At 71.3% G+C, this 18437-nt stretch carries 14 protein-coding genes and 2 pseudogenes; 5 read left to right on the forward strand and 11 right to left on the reverse strand.

Features of this window, described 5'->3' with window-relative positions:
• Genes ACQ86M_RS05705 through ACQ86M_RS05715 form a run of 3 tightly spaced genes read right to left on the reverse strand, consistent with a single transcriptional unit; the run spans position 1 to position 3165 of the window.
• A complete protein-coding gene (locus tag ACQ86M_RS05705; protein ID WP_431247370.1) occupies positions 1–1038 on the reverse strand; it encodes a thioredoxin in 1038 nt (345 codons plus the stop codon).
• Positions 1028–1939, reverse strand: coding sequence for an alpha/beta hydrolase (locus tag ACQ86M_RS05710; protein ID WP_431247371.1), 912 nt, complete (start codon positions 1937–1939; stop codon positions 1028–1030). The genes ACQ86M_RS05705 and ACQ86M_RS05710 overlap by 11 nt, the downstream gene beginning before the upstream one ends.
• A gap of 11 nt (positions 1940–1950) precedes the next feature.
• Entirely contained in the window at positions 1951–3165 is a 1215-nt protein-coding gene (locus ACQ86M_RS05715; RefSeq protein WP_431247372.1) for an epoxide hydrolase family protein, read from the reverse strand.
• A gap of 251 nt (positions 3166–3416) precedes the next feature.
• Between ACQ86M_RS05715 and ACQ86M_RS05720 the strand changes: the two genes are divergently transcribed.
• Together ACQ86M_RS05720 and ACQ86M_RS05725 are read left to right on the forward strand one after the other, a co-directional pair.
• Positions 3417–4751 carry an LCP family protein gene (locus tag ACQ86M_RS05720; protein ID WP_431221133.1) on the forward strand — a complete coding sequence of 445 codons (1335 nt, stop codon included), beginning with the start codon at positions 3417–3419 and terminating at the stop codon, positions 4749–4751.
• A 53-nt stretch (positions 4752–4804) separates the two neighbouring features.
• Complete coding sequence (locus ACQ86M_RS05725; RefSeq protein ID WP_431247373.1) at positions 4805–6202, forward strand: MFS transporter; 1398 nt, start codon at positions 4805–4807, stop codon at positions 6200–6202.
• Here the strand turns inward: ACQ86M_RS05725 and ACQ86M_RS05730 are convergent.
• Together ACQ86M_RS05730 and ACQ86M_RS05735 are read right to left on the reverse strand one after the other, a co-directional pair.
• Positions 6184–6684, reverse strand: coding sequence for a UbiA family prenyltransferase (locus ACQ86M_RS05730; RefSeq protein ID WP_431247374.1), 501 nt, complete (start codon positions 6682–6684; stop codon positions 6184–6186). The two genes, ACQ86M_RS05725 and ACQ86M_RS05730, sit on opposite strands and share 19 nt — an antisense overlap.
• Positions 6685–6779: 95 nt before the next feature.
• Positions 6780–7025 (reverse strand): annotated as a pseudogene (locus ACQ86M_RS05735) (UbiA family prenyltransferase); the annotation flags it as partial.
• 65 nt (positions 7026–7090) lie between these two features.
• Between ACQ86M_RS05735 and ACQ86M_RS05740 the strand changes: the two are divergent.
• Both ACQ86M_RS05740 and ACQ86M_RS05745 read left to right on the forward strand, forming a co-directional pair.
• Entirely contained in the window at positions 7091–8293 is a 1203-nt protein-coding gene (locus ACQ86M_RS05740) for a glycoside hydrolase family 3 N-terminal domain-containing protein (RefSeq protein ID WP_431247375.1), read from the forward strand.
• A gap of 112 nt (positions 8294–8405) precedes the next feature.
• Positions 8406–8957, forward strand: coding sequence for a YceI family protein (locus tag ACQ86M_RS05745; RefSeq protein ID WP_431221136.1), 552 nt, complete (start codon positions 8406–8408; stop codon positions 8955–8957).
• Positions 8958–9371: 414 nt separating this feature from the next.
• On the opposite strand, the gene ACQ86M_RS05750 is transcribed toward ACQ86M_RS05745, so the two are convergent.
• The 3 genes from ACQ86M_RS05750 to ACQ86M_RS05760 form a co-directional block, all read right to left on the reverse strand.
• Positions 9372–10706, reverse strand: coding sequence for an NAD(P)/FAD-dependent oxidoreductase (locus ACQ86M_RS05750; RefSeq protein ID WP_431247376.1), 1335 nt, complete (start codon positions 10704–10706; stop codon positions 9372–9374).
• 78 nt (positions 10707–10784) lie between these two features.
• Positions 10785–12200 carry an aspartate aminotransferase family protein gene (locus tag ACQ86M_RS05755; RefSeq protein ID WP_431247377.1) on the reverse strand — a complete coding sequence of 472 codons (1416 nt, stop codon included), beginning with the start codon at positions 12198–12200 and terminating at the stop codon, positions 10785–10787.
• A 2-nt stretch (positions 12201–12202) separates the two neighbouring features.
• Positions 12203–12685, reverse strand: a complete 483-nt coding sequence (locus ACQ86M_RS05760; RefSeq protein ID WP_431221139.1) for an Lrp/AsnC family transcriptional regulator — start codon at positions 12683–12685, stop codon at positions 12203–12205.
• 200 nt (positions 12686–12885) lie between these two features.
• On the opposite strand from ACQ86M_RS05760, the gene ACQ86M_RS05765 reads away from it, so the two are divergent.
• Positions 12886–14415, forward strand: coding sequence for an APC family permease (locus ACQ86M_RS05765; protein ID WP_431221140.1), 1530 nt, complete (start codon positions 12886–12888; stop codon positions 14413–14415).
• 188 nt (positions 14416–14603) lie between these two features.
• On the opposite strand, the gene ACQ86M_RS05770 is transcribed toward ACQ86M_RS05765, so the two are convergent.
• From ACQ86M_RS05770 to ACQ86M_RS05780, 3 genes and pseudogenes are all read right to left on the reverse strand, one after another.
• Complete coding sequence (locus ACQ86M_RS05770) at positions 14604–16016, reverse strand: aldehyde dehydrogenase (NADP(+)) (protein ID WP_431247378.1); 1413 nt, start codon at positions 16014–16016, stop codon at positions 14604–14606.
• Positions 16013–17176: an acyl-CoA dehydrogenase family protein gene (locus ACQ86M_RS05775; RefSeq protein WP_431247379.1), complete on the reverse strand. Its 1164-nt coding sequence runs from the start codon at positions 17174–17176 to the stop codon at positions 16013–16015. The genes ACQ86M_RS05770 and ACQ86M_RS05775 overlap by 4 nt, the downstream gene beginning before the upstream one ends.
• Positions 17177–17327: 151 nt before the next feature.
• Positions 17328–18299: pseudogene (locus ACQ86M_RS05780) on the reverse strand (CaiB/BaiF CoA transferase family protein); the annotation flags it as partial.
• Positions 18300–18437: the final 138 nt, after the last annotated feature.

An 18437-nucleotide genomic window follows, 5' to 3' on the forward strand; every position in this document is an offset into this window, starting at 1 on the left:
TCAGCCGAAGGTGAAGCAGTACGCCTCCAGTCCCGGTGCGTCGAAGACCAGCTCGACCACGCGCTCCGCGATCGGCCCGTGCTGGCGGATGAGCTGGTACGTGTCCTGCCGGTCGACGATGCCGCGCCCGTCCGCATCCACGTCCGTCCCGTGCGCGTCGCCCGGCGGCCGGCCGTCGAGCAGCACCCGGAACGGGATGCGCGCCCCGGGCGGCGTCGGGCCCAGGACGAGGTTGGCGTCTCGGGCGTGGAAGGCGAACGAGACGCGTCCGCCCGCCTCGTCGAGCACCGCGGCGTGCTGCGCGTGCGTCCATGTCCCGTTCAGCGCCCAGCCGTTGAGGGGGAGCGACCGGGCGCCGGTGTACCGCTCGGAGCGGTCGTAGCGGTCCGCCGACTCGGAGACGAAGCCGCTGCTCTGGCCGTAGCCGAGATAGGTCTCCGGTGACCGCAGGTCGCGCCAGTCGGCGGCGACCTCGAGGCCGGCCGGCTCCGGCATGACCAGGTCGAGGTCGAGGTCGCGGGCGCCCGCATCCATCAGCAGTCGCTGGATCATCATCTCGGTGCGGGCGTACTCGCCCTCGCCGAAGTGGTGGTAGCGCAGGCGGCCGTCCGCGTCCGCCAGGTACACGGCCGGCCAGTAGTGGTTGGCGAAGTCGCCCCAGACGCCGTAGTCGTCGTCCACGGCGACCGGGTACTCGACGCCGAGAGCCGTGGTGCGGGCGGTGACGTTGGCGCGGTCGTGCTCGAAACCGAATTCGGGCGTGTGGATGCCGACGATCGTGAGCCCCGCGCCGGCGTACTTCTCGTGCCAGGCACGCAGGTACGGCAGCGTGCGCAGCCAGTTGACGCAGGTGTAGGTCCAGAAGTCGGCCAGCACCACGCGGCCGCGCAGTCCCTCCGGCGTGAGCGGCTCGGAGTTGAGCCAGCCGGTCGCCCGGGCGAACGAGGGCAGCCGGCCCTCGTCGGGAAGCTCCTCCGCCTCGCCGGCGCGGCGGTGGGAGAGCGAGCGGAACAGTCCGCGCTCGCGGTCATCGGACATGGGCCGCCTCCATCCGTGCGACGGCCAGCACCGCGTCGGCGAAGGCCTCCGGCGCCTCCTGGGCCAGGTTGTGCCCGACGCCGCCATCGACCTGCCGATGCTCGTACGGCCCGGTGAACCGGTCGCGGTAGGCGGACGGGTCGAGGTGGAAGGCGCCGTTCGCGTCCCCTTCCAGGGTGACCGCCGGGACGCCGATGGTCGGGCGCGCGGCGATCCGCTGCTCCACCTCGTCGAAGCGCGGGTCGCCCTCGGCCAGCGACAGCCTCCACCGGTAGTTGTGGATGACGATGGCGACGTGGTCGGCGTTGGCGAACGACGGGCGGGTCAGCTCGAAGGTCGCGTCGCCGAACGCCCAGCGCGGCGACGCCGTGCGCCAGATGAGGCGCGCGAAGTCGTCGCGGTACCGCTCGTAGCCGGCCCGGCCGCGCTCGGTCGCGAAGTAGAACTGGTACCACCAGGCGAGCTCCGACTCGGGCGGCAGCGGGCCGAGGTTCGCGGCCTGCCCGGCGACCAGGTACCCGCTCGCGGTCACCTGCCCGCGCACGCGCTCCGGCCACAGCGCGGCGAGGATGTTGGTGGTGCGGGCGCCCCAGTCGGACCCGCCGACGATGGCGGACTCGATGCCCAGCGCGTCCATCAGGTCGAGGGCGTCCTGGGCGAGCGCCGCCGGCTGCCCGGTGCGCAGCGCGTGCGGGTCGCGGAACGTGGTCGTCCCGTACCCGCGGAGGTAGGGGACCACCACCCGGAAGCCCGCGCCGACGAGCGGCGGCACGACCTGGTCGTACGTGTGGATGTCGTACGGCCACCCGTGCAGCAGCAGCACCGCGGGGCCGTCGGCCGGCCCTGTGTCCGTGTACCCGACGTTCAGGTCGCCGGCGTCGATCTGGCTGATCGCGTCCATCCCGCGCCCGCTCAGCGCAGCGACCGGAACGTGGCGCGGACCTCCTGCGAGAACAGCTCGGGCTGCTCCCACGCCGCGAAGTGGCCGCCGCGGTCGAGGCGGTTGAAGTGGATGAGGTGCGGATACGCGGCGGTCGCCCAGCTGCGCGGCGCGGCGTAGATCTCGTCCGGGAACACGCTCACGCCGGTCGGCACCGGAACGCCCTTCGGCGCGAAGAACGCCAGCTTGCTCTCCCAGTAGAGCCGGGCGGACGAGACCGCCGTGTTCGTCAGCCAGTACAGGGTCACGTTGTCGAGCACGTCATCCCGCGACAGGCCCTCGCTGCCGCCGGCGAACACCCGGGCGATCAGCTCGTGGCTGCGCTCGTCGTGGTCGAGCATCCACGCGGCCAGACCGACGGGCGAGTCGGCGAGCGCATACAGGGTCTGCGGGCGACCGGCCATCTCCTGGGCGTACCCGAGACCGTGCGCGTAGAAGTAGGCGAGCTGGTCCCAGGCGTAGCGCTCCTCCTCGTTCAGGTCGGCCGGCGGCTGCTCGTGCGCGTCGAGGGCGGACTGGATGGCGTCGGGCACGGTCGCGGCCATGTTGGTGTGGATGCCGATGAGCCCGGGAGGCTGCAGCAGGGCCAGCTGTTCGGTGACCGCGTTGCCCCAGTCGCCGCCCTGCGCGACGTAGCGGTCGTAGCCGAGCCGGGTCATCAGCTGGTCCCAGGCCTTCGCGATGCGGATGGGGTCCCACCCGGTCGCGGTCGGCTTGCCGGAGAAGCCGTGCCCGGGGAGCGACGGGATGACGAGGTGGAACGCGTCCGACGCGTCGGCGCCGTGGGCGGTGGGATCCGTGAGGGGCCCCACGATCTTCAGCTGCTCGATGACGGAGCCGGGCCAGCCGTGCGTGACGATGATCGGCAGCGCGTCGTCGTGGGGCGAGCGGACGTGGATGAAGTGGATGTCGAGCCCGTCGATCTCCGTCACGAACTGCGGCAGGTCGGCCAGGCGGGATTCCACGGCCCGCCAGTCGTAGCCGTCGGTCCAGTACTCGGCGAGCGCCCGCATGGTCTCGAGCCGGACACCCTGCGAGGTGTCGTCGACGGTCTCGCGCTCGGGCCAGCGCGTGGCCAGGATGCGGCGCCGCAGGTCGTCGAGCTCCTCCTGCGAGGCGGTGTAGTGGAAGGGGCGGATGTCGGTGGCAGAGCTGTCGGCGTCGGGCCGCGGTGCGGCGATGGTCATGGTGGCCTCCAGGGTCGTGGATGGGAGGGGGCGACGAGCGGAGGGCCGGTCGCCGGGTCGAGCATCCCGCGCGTCGCGCTCCCGTGGCATCCGGGAGACCCCTCAACGGCGGGGCCCGGCCGCGCCGGAATTGAGGGGAACCCCGCAGCCGCCGCCGGCTGTGAAGGCCCTCATCCGGGCTGCGACGCTCGCAGCCGCCGGAAAGCATCCCCGGCTAGGATTTCGCCAAAGACTTCGACCGAGGGGTGCCGATGACCGATCTGCCGCGACGCCATCAGCGCGCCCGCGGGCCGGAGGGCGTCCGGCATGGTCGGCTGCCGCGCCGGCGCGGCAGCATCGCCGCTCTCAAGCTGCTGGCGGCCGTCGTCGTGGTCGCCTTCGTGAGCGTCGGCTCGGTCGCGGCGTATGCCGTGTGGGATGTCGCGCGGTCCATCAAGACCGGCGTGCACCTGCAGGCGGCGCCCGGGCAGTCGGCGATCCCGCAGGACATCCCGAACGTCTCGGCCATCCCCGGCGGCGTCAACGTGCTGATCGCCGGCACCGACAGCCGCAGCAACCTCGGCGGCATCTACGACAGCAGCACGGAGCAGGACGCGAGCAGCGGAGCGGGCAACAACGACGTGACGATGCTGCTGCACATCGCGCAGGACCACAAGAGCATGATGGTGGTCAGCTTCCCGCGTGACCTGATGGTGCCGATCCCGGACTGTCCCGATCCCAACGGCAAGGGGACGATCGACGGCACCTCCTACGCCCAGTTCAACTCGGCGCTGTCGCGCGGCGGCCTGAACTGCGTGGTGGCGACGGTGTCGAAGATGACCGGGCTCACCATCCCGTTCGCGGCCGTCATCAACTTCAACGGCGTCAGCGCCATGTCCAACGCCGTCGGCGGCGTCACGGTCTGCCTCGCGAGCCCGGTGACCGACGACTACACGAACCCGCCGCTCGACCTCCCCGCCGGTGAGAACACCATCGTCGGGGATGTCGCCCTCTCGTTCCTGCGCAGCAGGCACGGCGTCGGGGACGGCAGCGACCTGGGCCGCATCTCCAACCAGCAGGTGTTCCTCTCGGCCCTCGCGCGCAAGATCGTCAGCGGCGGCGTGCTCTCCAATCCGGTGCAGCTGTATGCGCTGGCGAAGGCGGCGGTGAACAACATCACGCCGTCCGAGACGCTCACCAACCCGACGACCCTCGTGCAGATCGCCCTCGCTCTCAAGGACACCGGCCTCGACAACATGGTGTTCGTGCAGTATCCGGCGGTCACCGACCCGGACGACCCAAACCGGGTTGTGCCGCAGGACTCGGCGGCCGAGGCGCTCAACCAGGCGCTCGTGCAGGACCAGCCGGTGAAGCTCACCGGCTCGACGGGCCGGGCCGCGGAGGACCCGACGGCCACGACGTCTCCCGCCCCGTCGCCCGGCGGAGAGCCGTCGCCGGCGACGCCGGACGCCCCCGCAACGCCCGCCGCCCCGGCGACCGGGGCGACCCCGGCCCCGACCTCGACGGCCGGGTCCTCGATCGAACTGCCGTCGACGATCACCGGTCAGACGGCCGCGCAGCAGACCTGCACCAAGGGCAACGACTAGCGCCACGCCGGACGCGGTTGCCACGACCTCCCCGGAGCACGTTAGATGAGGTCATGCCCACTGCGCGTATCGAGCGGATGACCTCGCTCCAGCTGCGAGTCCTGCTCATCGCCATCCTGTCGAGCTTCGTCGCGTTCCTCGACGGCGCCGTCATCAACGTTGCCCTGCCCGCGATCTCGCGCGAGCTGGGCGGCGGGCTGCCGCTGCAGCAATGGGTGGTGGATGCGTACCTCGTCACGCTCGGCTCGCTCATCCTGATCGCCGGGTCGCTGTCGGACGTGTTCGGCCGCAAGCGCGTGCTCTACGCCGGTCTGATCGGCTTCGGCGTGACCTCGCTGCTGTGCGCGTTCGCGCCGAGCGGCATCTTCCTCGTCCTCGCGCGGGCGCTGCAGGGGGTGGCCGGAGCCCTGCTCGTGCCGAGCTCGCTCGCAATCATCATCTCCCGCTTCGACGGGCCCGCCCAGGCGAAGGCGATCGGGCGGTGGACGGCATGGACCGGCATCGCGATGATCGCGGGGCCGGTGGTCGGCGGCCTGTTCGTGGACACGCTCGGCTGGCGCTGGGTGTTCGTCATCAACGTCATCCCGATCGCGATCACGCTCATCCTCATGATGACGCTCGGCGAGACGGACCACGGGATGGGCGGCCGCGTCGACTACCTCGGCGCGGTCCTCGGCTCGGTGGGTCTCGCGGGCACCGTGTTCGCCCTCATCGAGCAGGGTACGTACGGCTGGGGGAACCCGCGCGTGTACATCCCGCTCGTCGTCGGGGTGCTCAGCCTCGCCGCGTTCTTCTACGCCGAGACCAAGGTGAAGCAGCCGATGCTGCCGCTCGGCCTGTTCCGCGTCCACAACTTCTGGGTCGGCAACATCGCCACGTTCTTCGTCTACGCGGCGCTGTCGTTCGGTCCGCTCATCATCACCCTGTTCCTGCAGCAGGTCGCCGGCTTCTCGGCCATCGCGGCCGGGTTCGTCTTCATCCCGTCCACGCTCTGCATGCTGCTGCTGTCGGGACTCTTCGGCGGACTGGCCGGGCGTCACGGGCCGCGACTGTTCATGGCGATCGGCCCGATGATCGCCGCCGCCGGCTTCCTCTGGCTGCTGATGATGGGCACGGACGTGAACTACTGGACGACGCTGCTGCCGGCGGTGCTGCTGTTCGGCGTCGGCCTCTCGATCACGGTCGCGCCGCTCACCAGCGCCATCCTCGGCGCGATCCATCCCGAGCAGGCGGGCATCGCCTCCGCGGTGAACAACGCGGTCTCGCGTATCGCCGGTCTGCTCGCGATCGCAGCCGCGGGGATGATCATCGGCGGCACCCTCGACGAAGCCGGGCTGCACCGCGCCATGATCGCCGCGGCCGCCCTGCTGCTCGTGGGCGGCGTGGTGTCGGCCGTCGGCATCCAGAACCGGGCGCCGGTCGCGGAGAAGGTTCAGACCGTCACGGACTGACCCGCGAGCGCGAGCATCACCACATCCACGATCGCGCACGTCATGATGAGCTGCATCAGAAGCCGGGTCGGGCTGCGCCGCAGCAGCAGCACCGCGCCGGTGACGGCAGCGGCGAGGCCGATGACGAGACCGACGACGAGCAGCGGACGGACGGGGAGACCGGGTCCGAAGGTGATGAGCAGGGTCGCGACGGCGAGGGCCGCGAACGCCAGCAGCCCGCTGACGCGGGGGCCCAGGCGGTGCGGCAGCCCGCGGATGCCGGTGCGGGCGTCGTCGTCGAGGTCGGGGAGCACGTTGGTGACGTGCGCCGCCACGCCCAGGAGCGCGCCGGCGACGTACACCCACCACTGCGGCAGCGCGGGCTGCTCCTGGCCGAGGGTCGCGATCGCGGGGAGGATACCGAACGCCACGGCGAACGGCAGCCAGGAGAAGGCGGTCGTCTTGAGCCCGAGGTTGTAGGCCCAGCCACTGGCGATCGCCACCAGGTGGGCGACCAGGGCGCCCGGGCCGAGGGGATCGTGAGGAGGACGGCGACCACGAGCGACACGAAGGCGGCGGCGCGGACGACGGCGACGGAGACGTCGCCCCGGGCGGCCGGCTTGTCGGTGCGCTCCACCGCGCGGTCGCGGGCCGCATCCAGCCAGTCGTTGCTCCAGCCGATCGACAGCTGGCCGAAGAGCAGGGCGAGGGCGAGGACGGCCAGGCGCCCGGGCGGATAGCCGAGGCCGATCCCGAGGCCGGTCGCGATGACGGTGACCACGAGGGTCGGCCCGGGATGGCTGGCGAGGAGGAGGGAGACCACCTTCTTCGCCATGCCCGCCATCGTATCCCGCACGCTCGCCCCCGACCGGCCAGGCGCCGTCGAGGATCGGAGTCTACGATCGAGGGATGCCCACGACGCGCACGCTTCACCGGTGGATGCTGGCTGCGGCGTCCGCAGCGGTGGCCGCCGTCGCGCTGACCGGATGCACCGCGGGGAGCGCCTCACCGGCGGCCCGGTCCGCCGGGCCCGCCCACACGTCCGCGCACGGGTCGGCGACGCCTGCTCCGACGCCCACGCCCACGGTCGATCCTGCCGTAGCGTACGTCGAATCGCGCCTGTCGGCCCTGACGCTGCGGCAGAAGGTCGCGGGCCTGTTCATGCTGCACGCGCCGGGCACCGACCCCGCCGCGCTGCAGGCGTTCGTGACGCGGTACGGGCTGGGCGGTCTCATCCTCATGGGCGACAACATCCCGCCGACGCCCGCCGCCCTCGCCGCCCAGACGGCCGCCACCCGCGCCGTCGACCCGGCATCGCCTCCGCTGATCGGGATCGACGAGGAGGGCGGCGACGTCACCCGCCTCCCGTGGGACGGCGAGGCGGGCGCCGAGCAGTTGCGCGCGCAGCCGCCCGCCGCGACGCAGGCGACGTTCGCCCGCCGCGCGCAGCTGCTGCAGCAGGCGGGCGTCTCGGTCAACTTCGGCACCGTCGCCGACGTCACCGCCGATCCGTCGTCGTTCATCTACGACCGCGTGCTCGGCACCGACCCCGCGTCCGCCGCCGAGCGCGTCGCCGCGTCGGTCACGGGGGAGCGGGGCGCGGTGTTCAGCACGCTCAAGCACTTCCCGGGCCACGGCGAGACTGACGCCGACTCCCACCTGACGGTTCCGACCGCCCCGGTGGACCTCGGTCGGTACGGCGCGCAGGACGAGCCGTCCTTCCGCGCCGGGATCGGCGCCGGCGCCGAGTTCGTCATGTTCGGGCACCTGATCTACAGCGGGGTGGATGCGCAGCCCGCGTCGCTCTCGGCGGCGTGGCACCGCATCCTGACCGACCGGCTCGGCTTCCGCGGCGTCTCGATCACCGACGACATGCGGATGCTGCAGGACACCGGGCTGCCGCAGTACCGGGACGCCGGCGAGAACGCGGTGCAGGCGCTGGCGGCGGGCAACACGATGATCCTGATGGTGCAGGGGGCGCAGACCGATCCGGACGCGATGATCGACGCCGTCGTGACCGCGGTCGGCCAGGGCCGCATCCCGGTGTCGATGATCGACGCGGATGCCCGGAAACTCCTGCTCCTGAGGCACTCTCTCGCGCCGAAAGAGTGACGCGTCAACTTTTTTCGCGATTCCGGAATACAGCGGAGATCAATGCGCTTGCATGTTCTTGAAGCGGCGCGGACCATCCCGTCGCGAAGACTCGTTCGTAAAGGAGACACCCGTGACCATCGAGATCCCCGGCTACAAGGCAGGCACCTGGACCATCGACCCCACCCACAGCGAGGTCGGCTTCAGCATCCGCCACCTGATGATCAGCAAGGTGAAGGGCGTGTTCGAGAACTTCGACGCCACCTTCGTCACCGCCGAGAACCCGCTCGACTCCAAGGTCACCGCCAAGGCCGACGTCGCGTCCATCAACACGAAGGACAAGAACCGCGACGCGCACCTCCGCACCGGCGACTTCTTCCTCGCCGAGGAGCACCCGACCATCGACTTCGTCTCCACCGGCGTCCGCCACGAGGGCGGCGACTTCCTCGTCGACGGCGACCTGACCATCAAGGGCGTGACCAAGCCGGTCACCTTCGAGTTCGACTTCGGCGGCTTCGGCCAGGACCCGTACGGCAACTACAAGGCCGGCGCCACCGCGAAGACCAAGATCAACCGCGAGGACTTCGGCCTCACCTACAACGCGGCCCTCGAGACCGGCGGCATGCTGCTCGGCGACGAGGTCACCATCACCCTTGAGCTGCAGGCTGTGCTCGACCAGGCCTGAGCCACCCCGCCTCCGCCGGAAAGGGAGGATGCTGCGGCCCGCTCGGGCCGCAGCATCCTCCCTTTCCCGTTCCGCCCGGCGTGTCGCGCGGGTTCTCCTCCGTTCCCGACCGCCCGGTGGCGCCGGACGCTCGTTCTCCTCCGTTCCCGACCGCCCGGTCACCGGCATCGGAAGCGGAGGATGCGGCGTTCGCGCAGGGCGGGGACATCCTCCCTTTGCCGCTTCCGCCCGCGTGTCGATTCGGCTTCTCCTCCGTTCCCGGGCTGCTCTCACGGCATCTGCGGACAACGGAGGTGATTCCGGGCTTGCGGCTGCCGGGATTCCTCCGACTCCGGCGGGCGCGGCGAGTGAAGAGGCGCGCTCAGTGGCCGATGAGCGGCCCCAGGGCCCGCGACACCACGGAGGGGCGGCGGGTCACCGACTCCTCGAGGTCGGCGGACTCCATCGCGAGCAGGCCCGCGTTCGCGCCGGCGAACCGCAGCGGCTCGGGCTCCCAGCGCGGGGGCGGTGGCCGACCCAGGGCAGAGCGGTGAGCTCCGTCCGCGCGCCGGTGAGCAGGTCCGCCAGCGTGCGGCCCGCCAGGTTCGTCGTGCTCAGACCGTCGCCGACGTAGCCGCCCGCCCAGGCCTCGCGCGCATCCCGGTCGTACCCGACGCCGGCATGCCAGTCGCGGGGCACACCGAGCGGTCCGCCCCAGTGGTGCGTGACGCGGGCGCCGGCGGCATCCGGGAACAGGTCGAACAGCGTGTGGATGAGGTGCTCCCGCACGTGCGCGGAGTGGTCGTACTCGGGGCGGATGGCGCTGCCCAGGTGGTACCGCGCCCCGCGCCCGCCGAAGGCGAACCGGTTGTCGGCGGTGCGCTGCCCGTAGACGATGAGGTTGCGGAAGTCGGTGAAGGTCTCCCCGTGCTGGATCCCGATCCGGTCCCACATTGCGTCGGGCAGCGGCTCGGTGGCGATCATCAGCGAGTAGAGCGGCAGGATGCGGCGGCCGACCTGCGGAAGCTGGGAGCCGTATCCCTCGGTCGCGTTCACCACGATCCCCGCGCGGACGAGCCGGTCGGCGCCGCCGGAGCGGGCGCGCACGGTGCCGTCGTCCCACGACAGCACCTCGGTGCCCTCCGCGATGGTGGCGCCGCGGCGCTCGACCACGCGGGCGAGGCCGCGGACCAGCTTCGCCGGGTGGATGCGCGCGCACGCGGGCGTGAAGGTCGCGGCCACCGCATCCAGAGCGTTGAAGCGGCGGAACACGGTGTCCGTGCCCCACAGGGCCACCTCGTCGACACCGTACCGCTCCGACTCCGCGAACTCGGCGCGGGCCGCGTCGACCTGCGGCCGGGACCGGGCGAAGGTCACCGTGCCGCCCTTCACGTAGTCGATGTCGAGGCCCTCCGCCTCGGCGACCCGGCCGACCTCGTCCACCGTGCCGACCATCGCGCGGCGCATCGCCACGGCCGCGTCGAAGCCGTAGCGCTTCTCCAGCTTGGTCGCCGACCACGGGAACAGAGCGGAGCACCAGCCGCCGTTGCGTCCGGAGGCGCCGAAGCCGGCGACCTCCTTCTCGAGCAGCAGGATGCGGAGGGCGGGGTCGCGCTCCTGCAGGTAGTACGCCGTCCACAGGCCGGTGAGGCCCGCGCCGACGATCGCCACATCCACGTCGGTGTCGCCGTCGAGCCCCGGGCGCGGCCGGTAGCCGTCCTCCTGCTCGGCGATGGAGTCGAACCAGAAGCCGACGTCGCGGTAGTCCATGCGTTCCTCCGGAGCGTTAAGCACGAAGCCGGGGCCGCTCACGCGGCCCCGGATTCGCTCTTTGGGGGCTTGTGCTGCTTACAGGTGGTTCGACGCCTCCGTCAGCACCGACTCCAGGATCTGCCGGATCTCGACGAACTCGTCGGGGCCGATCGTGAGCGGCGGGGCGAGCTGGACGACGGGGTCGCCGCGGTCGTCGGCGCGGCAGTACAGGCCGGCGTCGAACAGCGCCTTCGAGAGGAACCCGCGGAGCAGGCGCTCCGACTCGTCGTCGTCGAAGGTCTCCTTGGTGTCCTTGTCCTTCACCAGCTCGATGCCGAAGAAGTACCCGGCGCCGCGCACGTCGCCGACGATCGGCAGGTCGAGCAGCTTCTCGAGCTCGGCGCGGAACAGCGGCGAGTTCTCTCGGACGCGCTCGTTGAGGCGCTCCTCCTCGAAGATGTCGAGGTTCTCCAGCGCCACGGCGGCCGAGACCGGGTGACCGCCGAACGTGTAGCCGTGGTAGAACGACGTGTTGCCGTGCTTGAAGGGCTCGTAGATCCGGTCGCTGATGATCGTCGCGCCGATGGGGGAGTAGCCGCTCGTCATGCCCTTGGCGCAGGTGATCATGTCGGGCACGTAGCCGTACTCGTCGCAGGCGAACATGTGGCCGATGCGGCCGAAGGCGCAGATGACCTCGTCGCTGACCATGAGCACGTCGTACTTGTCGCAGATCTCGCGCACGCGCTGGAAGTAGCCGGGAGGCGGCGGGAAGCATCCGCCCGAGTTCTGCACCGGCTCGAGGAAGATCGCGGCGACGGTGTCCGGGCCCTCGAACTGGATCATCTCCTCGATGCGGTTCGCCGCCCAGACGCCGAAGGCCTCGACGTCGTCGGTGGGAGCGCCCATCTCGCCGGCGCGGTAGAAGTTGGTGTTCGGGACGCGGAACCCGCCGGGCGTCAGCGGCTCGAACATCTCCTTCATGGCCGGGATGCCGGTGATCGCCAGCGCGCCCTGCGGGGTGCCGTGGTAGGCGACGGCACGCGACAGCACCTTGTGCTTGGTCGGCTTGCCCTGCAGCTTCCAGTAGTACTTGGCCAGCTTGAAGGCGGTCTCGACCGCCTCGCCGCCGCCCGTGGAGAAGAACACGCGGTTGAGGTCGCCCGGCGCGTACGACGCCAGCCGGTCGGCGAGCTCGATCGCGTTCGGGTGGGCGTAGGACCAGATCGGGAAGAAGGCCAGCTGCTCGGCCTGCTTGGCCGCGACCTCGGCGAGGCGCTTCCGGCCGTGGCCCGCGTTCACGACGAAGAGCCCGGAGAGCCCGTCGATGTAGCGCTTGCCGTGGTCGTCCCAGATGTGGTGGCCCTCGCCCTTGGTGATGATCGGGACGCCGTGGCCCTCCTCCATCACCGACTGGCGGGCGAAGTGCATCCACAGGTGGTCCCTGGCCTTCGCCTGCAGGTCCGCCTCATCGGGGGTGATGGGCTCGCCGAAGGTTTCTACGGTTGTCGTCATGGTTATCGCGTTCCCCAGTTGTAGAACTGTTTGTGGAGTTTGAGATAGACGAACGTCTCGGTGGAGAGCACTCCCGGAAGCGTCCGGATCTCGGAGTTGAGCATCGTGATGAGGTCGAGGTCGTTCTCGCACACCACCTCGGCGAGGATGTCGAAGGTGCCGGCGGTCAGCACCACGTAGTCCACGTCGGGCATCGCCGCCAGCTTGTCGGCCACGGCACGCGTGTCGCCCGTGCAGCGCACGCCGATCATCGCCTGCCGGTAGAAGCCGAGCTGCATCGGGTCGGTCACGGCCACGATCTGCATCACACCCGACTCGGTCAGCTTCTGCACGCGCTGGCGCACCGCCGCTTCGCTGAGACCGACCGCTTTGCCGATCTCGGCGTACGATTTGCGGCCGTCCACCTGCAACTGCTCGATGATCGCCTTGGAGACGTCGTCGATCGTCGCAGCTCTCTGGCCGTTCGTTGCCCGAGGGGTACTCATGGACCGATTCTGTCAGCGGATGTGGCACCTGGCAAGCGATTCCGCACCGTTTCGGCGCTAGAGTGACGAAATCAGTAGGGATTGTCCGGAACGTTCGCTCTGGTGCGCCGAAACATCCTGTCCTATAGGTATGCGGCCCGTCTCTCCGCTACGCTGCCTCCACACACATCGACGTGTGCACCTGAAGCGGAAGGCATCCGATGGCTGCAGAACCTTCGTCCCCGCACCTGGAGGACGGCGAGCACCTCGCCGTCCTCGGCTACGAGGACTCCTTCAACCGGTCGATGACCCTGTGGGCGAACTTCGCCCTCGGGTTCACCTACCTGTCGCCGCTGGTCGGCGTCTACTCGCTGTTCGCGGTCGCCATGGCGACCGGCGGCCCGCCCTCGATCTGGTGGATCGTCATCGTGGGCGCGGGGCAGTTCCTCGTCTCGCTGGTGTTCGGCGAGGTCGTCTCGCAGTACCCCATCCACGGCGGCATCTACCCGTGGGCCCGGCGGCTCTGGGGTCGGCGGTACGCCTGGATGGCCGCATGGGTCTACATCTGGGCGATGATCGTCACCATCACGGCGGTCGCGTCGTACGGCAGCGGGTTCCTGGCCAGCCTGTTCGGGCTGGAGGCCACGAAAGAGGTCACGCTCGGTCTGACCGTGCTGCTCCTGGTGGTGGCGCTCGCGCTCAACTTCACCGGGACGAAGACCCTGGCGACCGTCGCGCGCATCGGGCTCGCCGCCGAGCTCGTCGGCGTGATCGCGGTCGGGATCTACCTGCTGATCTTCCAGCGCAAGCACCCGTTCTCGGTGTTCTTCGACTCGATGGGGGTGCAGGGCGACGGATCGTACGTCGCCGCCTTCCTCGGCGCGGCGCTGGCCGGCCTCTTCCTCTTCTACGGGTTCGAGGCATGCGGCGACGTGGCCGAGGAGGTCGCGAACCCGGCGCGCCGCATCCCCAAGGCCATGATGATGACGATCCTGGTCGGCGGGGTGTCGGCGCTGTTCGCGTTCGGCGGCTACGTGCTCGCGGCTCCGGACCTGGAGAAGATCGTGGCGGGCAAGGATGTGGACCCGATCCCGGAGATCCTGCAGTCGGCGCTCGGGACGGTCGGGGCGAAGATCTTCCTCGTCGTCGCCGTCACCGCGTTCCTCAGCTGCGTGCTGAGCCTGCAGGCGGCGGCGAGCCGGCTGCTGTTCTCGTTCGCGCGCGACGGGATGATCCCGGCGCACCGCTGGCTGGCGAAGGTGTCGCCGCGCACGAAGGTGCCGGTCAACGCGCTGATCGTCGCGTGCAGCATCCCGGTGCTGATCAGCGTCATCGTCTACGTCGGGCCGGACGGCCTGATCACGCAGGTGACCGCGTTCGCCGTGCTCGGGATCTACGTGGCGTTCCAGTCGGTGGTGCTCGCGTCGCTGCGGCAGCGGCTGAAGGGATGGCGTCCCGCCGGACCGTTCAGCCTCGGCTCGGCCGGACTGGTGGTGAACATCGTCGCGCTGGCGTATGGGATCTTCGCCATGATCCTGCTCGCGTGGCCGACCGCGACCGGCAGCTGGTTCAACGACTGGATAGTGCTGATCGGGCTGGGGATCGTGGCGGGCGCGGGCCTGCTGTACCTCTTCCTCGCGCGGCCGGACCGCCACTCGACGGCGCCGGAGGGCGACGCGATCCGTGTCGCCGAGCTGCTCCGGGCGCGCCGGTCGCAGCCCGCCGCGGCGGAGCCCACGCCGCTTCCGTAACGCCCGCGCGAGTTCCGCCCGCCGACGAGCCGCCCGCCGTCGAGTGCGGCCGCCGTCGAGTGCGCCCGCCGTCGAGTGCGCCCGCCGTCGAGTGCGCCCGCCGTCGAGTCCGCGATGTTTGCACGTTTCCCGCCCGGATCCGTGCAAACATCGCGGACTCGATGGTGGGGATGCTCCTCAGAGGTGGGTCAGGACTCGCGGCGGGGGATGCGCAGGGGGTTCCCGTCGCGGAGTTCGGGCGGGAGCACCTCCTGCGGGGCGTCCTGGTACGCGAGAGGGGTGAGCCACCGGCGGATCGCCGTGGCGCCGACAGACGTGTGCACGCTCGCCGTGGTCGACGGCCACCCGCCGCCGTGGTGCTGCGCCCAGCCGATGGCGACGCCGGTCGGCCAGCCGTCGAACAGCAGGCGGCCGGCGACGTCCGTCAGCCGGGAGGCGAGCGCGGTGACGTCTTCGCCCGCGGCGCGATGGATCGTCGCGGTGAGAGACGGTTCGAGCGCCGCCAGGATGCGGTCGAGGTCGCCGTCGCCGTACCGCACGACGACGGTCACCGGCCCGAAGCACTCGGCGAGGAACGTCTCGGCGTCCTCCAGGAAGACGGTGGACGGAACCAGCACGACGGTCGGGGCGGATGCGCCCTCGGACGCCTCCGCACGGACGACCTCCACGCCGGGGTGCCGCTCGAACGCCGCGACGCCGGCGGCGAAGGCGTCGGACATCCCCTCGGTGAGCTGCCGCCCGGCCGGTGCGCCGCCGAGTTCGGCGCGCACCGCATCCTCGACCCCTCCGCTCTCCGGCACGAAGACGAGTCCCGGCTTGGTGCAGTACTGCCCGGAGTCGCGCGTGAACGATCCGACGAGCCCCGCGCCGATCGCGGCGGCACGCTCGGCGGCGGCCGCGCGCGTCACCACGACGGGGTTGATGCTGCCCAGCTCACCGTAGAAAGGGATGGGGTCGGGTCGCGACACCGCGAGGTCGAACAGCGCCCGGCCGCCGCGCACGGAGCCCGTGAAGCCGGCCGCGCGGATGCCGGGGTGACGCACGAGGTCGGTGCCCGCCGACATGCCCTCGACCAGGGAGAACCAGCCGTCCGGCAGCACGCCGCCCGCGAGCGCCGCGGTCCGCCGCGAGAGCCGCGGGTGACCGGGATGCGCCTTCACCACGACCGGGCAGCCCGCGGCGAGCGCCGAAGCCGTGTCGTTGCCGAGCACCGAGAACGCGAACGGGAAGTTGGATGCGGTGTACACCGCGACGGGCCCGAGCGGACGCAGCATCCGGCGCAGGTCGGGGCGCGGCGGGATGAGTGACGGGTCCGGCGACTCGACGACCGCCTCGAGGTAGCCGCCCTCGCGGATGACGCCCGCGAAGAAGCGCAGCTGGGCGGCGGTGCGCGTCACCTCGCCGTCGAGCCGGGCGGGGGAGAGATGCGTCTCCTCGTGGGCGAGGTCGACCAGGGCGGCGCGGTCCGCCTCCAGCGCGTCGGCGAGGGCGTCGAGCCAGCCGGCGCGCTCCTCGCGTGTCGTCGGGGTGCGCGCGGCCTGCGCCGCCGCGGTGACAGCGGCATCCACCGCATCCACCGCCCGGGCCTCCGTCGCGCTCATGCGAACGCCGCCAGCCCGGTCAGCGCCCGCCCGAGCACGAGCGTGTGGATCTCGTCGGTGCCCTCGTACGTGCGCACCGACTCCAGGTTCGCCATGTGCCGCATCACCGGGAACTCGTTCGTGATGCCGTCGCCGCCGAGGATGGTGCGGGCCTCGCGCGCGATCGCGAGCGCCTCGCGCACACTGTTGAGCTTGCCCACGCTGATCTGCGTCGGGGTGAGCGATCCCGCCTCCTTGAGCCGTCCGAGGTGCAGCGCCAGCAGCATCCCCTTCTCGTACTCGACGAGCATGTTCGCGAGCTTCTCCTGGATGAGCTGGGTCGCCCCGATCGGGTGGCCGAACACCTCGCGGGTCGTCGCGCGCCGGATGGACACCTCGAGGCAGTCGCGCGCAGCGCCCATCGCGCCCCAGACGATCCCGTAGCGCGCTTCATTGAGGCAGGAGAACGGACCGGAGAGGCCGCGGGCGCCGGGCAGCTGCGCCGAGGCGGGCACCCGGACGCCATCCAGCACGATGTCGCACTGGACGGACGCGCGCATCGAGAGCTTCCCGTCGATCGCGGTCGCCGTGAAGCCCGGCGTGCCGGTGGGAACCACGAAGCCGCGCACGCCCTCGTCGGTCGCCGCCCAGACGATCGCGACGTCGGCGAGGGCGGCCAGGCCGATCCAGCGCTTCGTGCCGTCGATCACCCAGTCGTCGCCGTCGCGCCGGGCGCGGGTGCGCATGCCGGCGGGGTCGCTGCCGCCGTCCGGCTCGGTGAGCGCGAAGCAGCCGATCCGCTCGCCGCGCGCCATCGCCGGCAGCCACTCGGCCTTCTGCTCGTCCGAGCCGAACTTCGAGATCGCGCTCATCGCCAGCGAGCCCTGCACCGAGACGAACGTGCGCCAGCCGCTGTCGGCGGCCTCCAACTCGTGGCAGACCAGGCCGTAGCTGACCGCGCCGGCGCCGGCGCATCCCTCGTCCATCAGGTGCATGCCGAGGAACCCGAGCGCGCCCAGCTCACCGACGAGCTCGCGGCGGAAGTGCTTGTCCTCGAAATCCTGCTCGATGACCGGGCGGATGCGGTCGGTCGCGAAGGCGCGCGCCTTGTCGCGCCAGGTGCGCTCCTCGTCGCTGAGGAGCGGGTCGATGCTGAACGCCTCGTCGAGCGTCGTCGTCACGGTCGGGTCCTTTCGTCGGGGTGGTCTCCGGGTCGTCCGCCGGGTCGCTCGTCGGCCCGCTCGTCGGCCCAGCGGGCCTCATGCGCGCCGAGCAGCGGGGCGGGGTGCGGTGCACGGCCGGGGCCGTGTCGAGGTGGATGGGCGTGGCCGGCTGCCGCGAGACGCGGCCGGTCGCGGGGTCGCGCGTCTCGACGACGGGGTCGAGGCCGAGCGTCTCGGCGAAGGCGAACGCCTCGGCCACGCTGTTGACAAGGCCCGCGGGGACGCGGGCGGCGGTCAGCGCGCCAACCCACTCGGCGGCGGACCGCGCGGCGACCAGCGGCTCGAGAGCCGTGCGCAGTTCGGCGCGGTGGGCGACCCGCGCCTCGTTGGTCGCGAAGCGGCCGTCGGTCGCCAGCTCCGGCGCTCCGAGCGTGGCGGCGAAGGCCGCGAACTGGCGGTCGTTGCCGACGGCGACCACGAGGTCCCGGTCGGCCGCGCGGAAGAGTTCGTAGGGCGCGATGCTGGGATGCGCGTTCCCGAGCCGGCCGGGGGAGCGTCCCGTCGCCAGCGTGCTGGAGGCTTGGTTCGTCAGCGCGGCGAGCAGCGAGCCGAGGAGGTCCACATCCACCCGGGAGCCGCGGCCGGTCGCCTCCCGCTGCCGCAGGGCGAGCAGGATGCCGGAGAACGCGTTGAGCCCGGTGAGCACGTCGACCAGCGCGACGCCCACCTTGCTGGGCTCGCCGTCGGGGGATCCGGTGATGCTCATCAGTCCGCCGACCGCCTGCACCAGCAGGTCGTAGCCGGGGAGGGCGGCGCCTGCGTCGCGGCCGAATCCGGTGATCGAGCAGTAGACCAGCCCGGGGTTGGCGGCACGCAGGCCCACCTCGTCGAGGCCGAAGCGCTCCATCACGCCCGGGCGGAAGTTCTCGATCACGACGTCCGCCGTCTCGGCCAGCCGGCGGGCGGCGGCGAGGCCCTCCGCGGTGCCCAGGTCGCAGACCACGGAGCGCTTGTTGCGGTTGACCGCACCGAAGTAGGTGGACTCGCCGGCATCATCCACCGGAGGACGCCAGGCGCGCGTGTCATCGCCGGCCGGGCTCTCGATCTTGATGACGTCGGCGCCGAAGTCGGCGAGCATCATCGTGGCGTACGGGCCCGCGAGCACCCGCGAGAAGTCGGCGACGCGGACGCCGGCCAGTACGGCTCCGTCGGGTCCGGTCACGCTCGCTCCTTCGCTCGCCACGAATTCATCCTATACCGAATGATTGCGGCGGGCTAT

This window comes from Leifsonia xyli subsp. cynodontis (genome assembly GCF_050632205.1).
Classification (GTDB): Bacteria; Actinomycetota; Actinomycetes; order Actinomycetales; family Microbacteriaceae; genus Leifsonia; species Leifsonia xyli_D.